Source organism: Deltaproteobacteria bacterium, assembly GCA_003696105.1.
In the GTDB taxonomy this organism is placed as follows: domain Bacteria; phylum Myxococcota_A; class Polyangia; order Haliangiales; family J016; genus J016.
This window is the reverse complement of record RFGE01000280.1, coordinates 1-4,389: the sequence shown is the minus strand read 5'-3', so window position 1 is coordinate 4,389 and position 4,389 is coordinate 1. Positions and strand designations below refer to the sequence as shown.

Below are 4,389 nucleotides of genomic sequence, written 5' to 3'. Positions count from 1 at the left end.
CCGGAGGCGTCGCGCAGCACGAACGAGTCCGCGCCGACGGCGTCGACGGCGCGCAGTGCGGCCTCCATCTGCTCGCGTCGCGTCGCCTCGTCGGCCTGGAGCCACGCGGTGTCGGCCAACGTGGCCGACACCTGCGTGCCGAGGCGCTGAGCGCCGGCGAGCGGGATGCCCACGTCGATCGCGCCGGCGTCGATCCCCTGCCAGCCCCCGCCGGACGCGCGCAGCAGGGTGAACGCAACGAAGCCGGCCGCGGCGAGGAACACGGCGACGGCCGCCCACAGGACCTCGCGGCGTTCGCGCCACGTCGGCGCGCGATCCGGCAGGACCGGGGCCGGCGCGTCGGCTTCGAACTGCAGCAGCGTCGAACGCCGGCGCGCGCGCGCTTCGGGCGGCTCCAGCGCCCGCGCGACCTCGTGGCGCGGCACCGCGCTGGAGGTCGCGGCGATCGCGATGTCGCGTTCCGTCGCCCCTTGAAGATGCGCGGGCAGCCGCACGTCGACGCCGAAGTGCGGCTCCCAGCTTTTGACCACGAACATCGGGGCGGCCGCCGCGTCCGGGTCGAACTCGGGCAGCTCGGCCAGCAGATCCCAGACCACCTGGAGGTCCACCGCGCCGTCGCGAATGCAGTCGGCGCCGTCGATGTACAGGATGTCGCGGATCTCGCGGCGGTCGGCCAGGCCACGCAGGGCCGAGTACCGCAGCGCGAGCACCACACCGTTGACGACCGTCTCGCGCGTCGCGGCGGTGTCCCCCATGCCATCGAGGGTACGGTCGCCCGCACAGCGCGTCAAATCGTCGGCGTGCTATCGTTGCCGCCGATGCGGGCCGCAATCGTGTCGTCGGTGGTGCTGGCGCTGGGCGTGTGCGCGCCGGTCGCGGTGGCGCAGGAGCGCGGTGCGAGCGGGACGCCGTCGCGCGCGAAGCCGAGCAAGCCGGCGACCGATCGCTCGCGCACCAGGCGCAAGCGGAGAAAGAAGCCGACGCCGCCGCCGCGACACGACGTGCCCCCGGCGGCGCCTGCCGGCGAGGTGACCGTCGAGATCCGCAGCGTGCCGCGCGGCGCCGACATCTGGGTGGACGGCCGCAAGGTCGGGGTCGCGCCGGTCACCGCGCGCGTGCGGCCGGGCCGCCGCGTGTTCCGTGCGACGCTCGCCGGCCACGTCCGCGCGGACACCACGCTCGTCGTCGAGCCGAACATGGGCTATCTCGTGTTCAGCCTCGCGCGGGAGCCCACTCGGCCGGCGGCTGTCGCCGGCGGCGAGCGGCCCGCACCGCCGCCCGCGCGGGCCCCGGCCGGGCGCGACTACGACCGGGCGATGCTCGACGCGCGTCTGGCGCTGCGCCGCGAGCGCTACCGCGACGCGCTCGGCCACGCCCAGGCCGCGCTCGCCGCCAAGCCGGGCGATCCCGAGGCGCAGATGATCGCGACCATCGCGGCGTGTGGGGTCGGCGATGCGGCCCGCGCCCGGCGGACGCTGCCCGCCGCGCGGGGCTCGTACCGCGAGGTGTCGATCGCCCGGTGCCGCGCGCTCGGGGTGACGCTGCCGTAGGCGGTCGCATCGGCCGCTCGGTGCGGTTGACCTGAGGGAATCCGCGTGATTAGGTAGCGACGCGCGTTCCCGCCCGAGGCGGGGGCGAGTTCGCGCGAACTCCAACGTGGAACGAACGAACGCCGAGGAAGGTATGGGCACAGCAACGCAGATGCTTCGGGCTCTCGGGCTCGCGGGGGCGGTCGTGGTCGCGGCCGCGAGCGCGTCGTCGACGCAGCAGCAGGGCTACCGTCACGAGAAGACGAGCGTGTTCTACGAACCGCGTCCCGAGTTCGAATGGCGTCACCGCCGGGGCAACACGTACCGCATCGTGCTGCGCGAGCTGCCGGGCCCCGGCAACGCGATGCTGCGCACGGTCGACGACATCCTCAGCTACAGCGAGTCGCGGTGGCGGCCGCGCGAGGATCTGGAGTTCGGCCACAGCTACGAGCTGTTCGTGTGGGACCAGAACAATCAGCTCGTGACGTCGTGGCGGTTTTCGATCAACTACGAGACGCCGAAGATTTTGCAGCCGAAGGCCGGTGCGAAGGTCAACAACCTGTCGCCCGAGTTCCGCATCGCGCCGCTGAAGTACGCCGGGGTCTGGTACTCGTTCGAGATCGCCGAGGATGCGGGGTTCCGCAACGTGGTCGACGAGGATTTCGTGTCGCACGCCGATCGGCTCGAGGAGTACCCGGGCCCGGACAACGAGATGGGCACGAAGGACGACATCCGCTATATCTCGTGGACCACGAAGGTCGTGCTCAAGCCGAACAAGACCTACCACTGGCGGGTGCGCGCCTACTACTACCCGATGGACGAGGTCGAGGGCGGCGAGGCGCCGTCGAAGGACAACGCGCTCGGCTTCTCCGAGCAGGCCGCCAACTTCGCCATTCCGGCGGGGCAGTCGGGCTCCGACTCGCTGTCGAACCTCACGATCATCACGAGCGAGGCGGGCGACGCGGTGTTTCCGCAGATGTCGGCCAACCTCGACCTCGTGTACGTGCTGATGCTGCCGACCGGCGGCTCGGAACTGCGGGTCGCGTCGGCGGAGCTGCGCGACGGCCGCCCGGTGTTCGGCACCGGTCGCGAGGAGTTTTCCAAGTCGATCAAGGGCAGCTACGACATCTGGCCGTCGTGGGACGTCGACGGCGAGGGCGTGTTCTTCGCGTCGAACCGATCTCAGAACAGCTTCAACCTCTGGTACAAGCGGCGCGAGTCGCGCGGGTACACCCAGCTGACGTTCCACAGCCTCGGCTACACGTGCGGCGCGGGCCGGTACGACGGCTGCGGCGCGTACGGGCCGGCGGTGTCCAAGGACGGCAACAAGATCGTCTACTACGTGAGCAACCGCGAAAACGAGGCCGGCGCGTCGATCTGGATGATCGATCGCGACGGCAAGTCGGCGACGGAGATGGGCTCGGGCGAGATGCCGCGGTTTTCGCACGACGGCTCGAAGATCGTCTTCGTCAAGAAGGACTCGGCCGGTGACAAGCAGATCTGGATCATGGACGCCGACGGCGGCAACCGCGTGCAACTGACCGATCAGTACCGCAACATCGAGCCGGCCTGGCATCCGTCGGGGCAGCGCATCGTGTTCGTGTCCGACCGGTCGGGCAACTGGGACATCTGGGAACTCGAGCTGGGCAGCGCGCGCATGCGACAGCTCACCAACTACCTCGGCGCCGACCGGACGCCGGTGTACACGCCGGACGGCAAGCTGCTGCTGTTCTCGTCGTCGCGCGGCTCGAAGACCACGACGCCCCACTACCGCATCTGGATGGGGCAAGTCGGGCAGTGACGGCGCCGTGACCCCGCCGGCCCCCGATCCCGTCGTCGGCACGGTCCTCAAGGGGACGTATCGCGTCGACCGGCGGATCGCGGCCGGCGGCATGGGGGTCATCTACCAGGCGTCGCACGTCCGGCTGCCGAAGAAGTACGCGATCAAGGTCCTCACCCGCGACCTCGCGCGCAACGAGCAGGTGATCGCGCGGTTTCGCCGCGAGGCGGAGATCGTCGCGGCGCTCGGCCATCCGCACATCGTCGACGTCGTCGACTTCGACGCGCTCGATTCGGGCGAGATGTACATGGTCATGGAGTTCCTCGACGGCGAGGACCTGGCCGACCGGCTCCGCCGCGGTCCGCTGTCGCTCGCTTCGACGGTGCGCGTGTTCATGGACGTGTGCGACGCGCTCGACCGCGCGCATGCCGAAGGCATCGTCCACCGCGACCTGAAGCCGGCGAACATCTTCTTGATCAGCCAATCGGGCCGCGACGACTACGCCAAGGTCCTCGACTTCGGCATCTCGAAGATCCTCGAGGCGGCGGGCACGCAGATGACGCTCGAGCAGTCGATCATGGGGACCCCCAGCTACATGGCGCCGGAGCAGGCGGCCGGCGCCATCCACGAGATCGACCACCGGACCGACGTGTTCGCGCTCGGCGCGATCTTGTACGAGTGCCTCACCGGCCAGATGGCGTTTCCGGGCACGACGCCGTTCGCCGTGATTCAAAAGATCACCGGCGAGCCGCCGCCGCGGCTGGCGGCCGCCGCGCCGCATCTGCCGGCGGCGCTCGATGAGGTCGTCCAGCGCGCGATGGCCCGCGCCAAGGCGGATCGGTTCGCGAGCGCCGGCGCTCTGTGCCAGGCGCTGATCGCGGCCGCCGGCGTGCCGTCCGCGGAACTCGGCCGCGTGGTCACCGGGACCGATCACGCGCGCACCGCGCCGACCCGCACGAGCGCGCCGGCCGGGGCCGTGGTCGAGTCGACGCTGTCGGCGGCCGCGAGCGAGCGCGAGGGCGAGCAGGCGATCGCGACGGTCGGCGCGCGCGAGCGGCGCGGTCGCGCCGGGCTGTGGAT

Annotated in this window: 4 protein-coding genes; 3 read left to right on the top strand and 1 reads right to left on the bottom strand. The window is 71.1% G+C overall.

Annotation, left to right across the window (positions count from 1 at the left end; all coding sequences use genetic code 11):
- A partial coding sequence (locus D6689_17805) for a hypothetical protein (protein ID RMH39045.1) occupies positions 1-494 on the bottom strand: 494 nt, incomplete at its 3' end.
- Between D6689_17805 and D6689_17800 the strand changes: the two genes are divergently transcribed.
- From D6689_17800 to D6689_17790, 3 genes are all read left to right on the top strand, one after another.
- Positions 477-1,550 (top strand): PEGA domain-containing protein, encoded by a 1,074-nt coding sequence (locus tag D6689_17800; protein ID RMH39044.1) that lies wholly within the window; start codon positions 477-479, stop codon positions 1,548-1,550. The two genes, D6689_17805 and D6689_17800, sit on opposite strands and share 18 nt — an antisense overlap.
- 151 nt (positions 1,551-1,701) lie before the next feature.
- Positions 1,702-3,330, top strand: a complete 1,629-nt coding sequence (locus D6689_17795) for a hypothetical protein (GenBank protein RMH39043.1) — start codon at positions 1,702-1,704, stop codon at positions 3,328-3,330.
- A 7-nt stretch (positions 3,331-3,337) separates the two neighbouring features.
- Positions 3,338-4,389, top strand: a 1,052-nt coding sequence (locus D6689_17790) for a serine/threonine protein kinase (protein RMH39042.1), incomplete at its 3' end; no start/stop codon positions are given.

Excerpts from the sequence above, each read along its gene's own strand:
- D6689_17800 (RMH39044.1), top strand. The coding sequence starts at position 477 with ATGCGCGGGCAGCCGCACGTCGACGCCGAAGTGCGGCTCCCAGCTTTT.
- D6689_17795 (RMH39043.1), top strand. The coding sequence starts at position 1,702 with ATGCTTCGGGCTCTCGGGCTCGCGGGGGCGGTCGTGGTCGCGGCCGCG.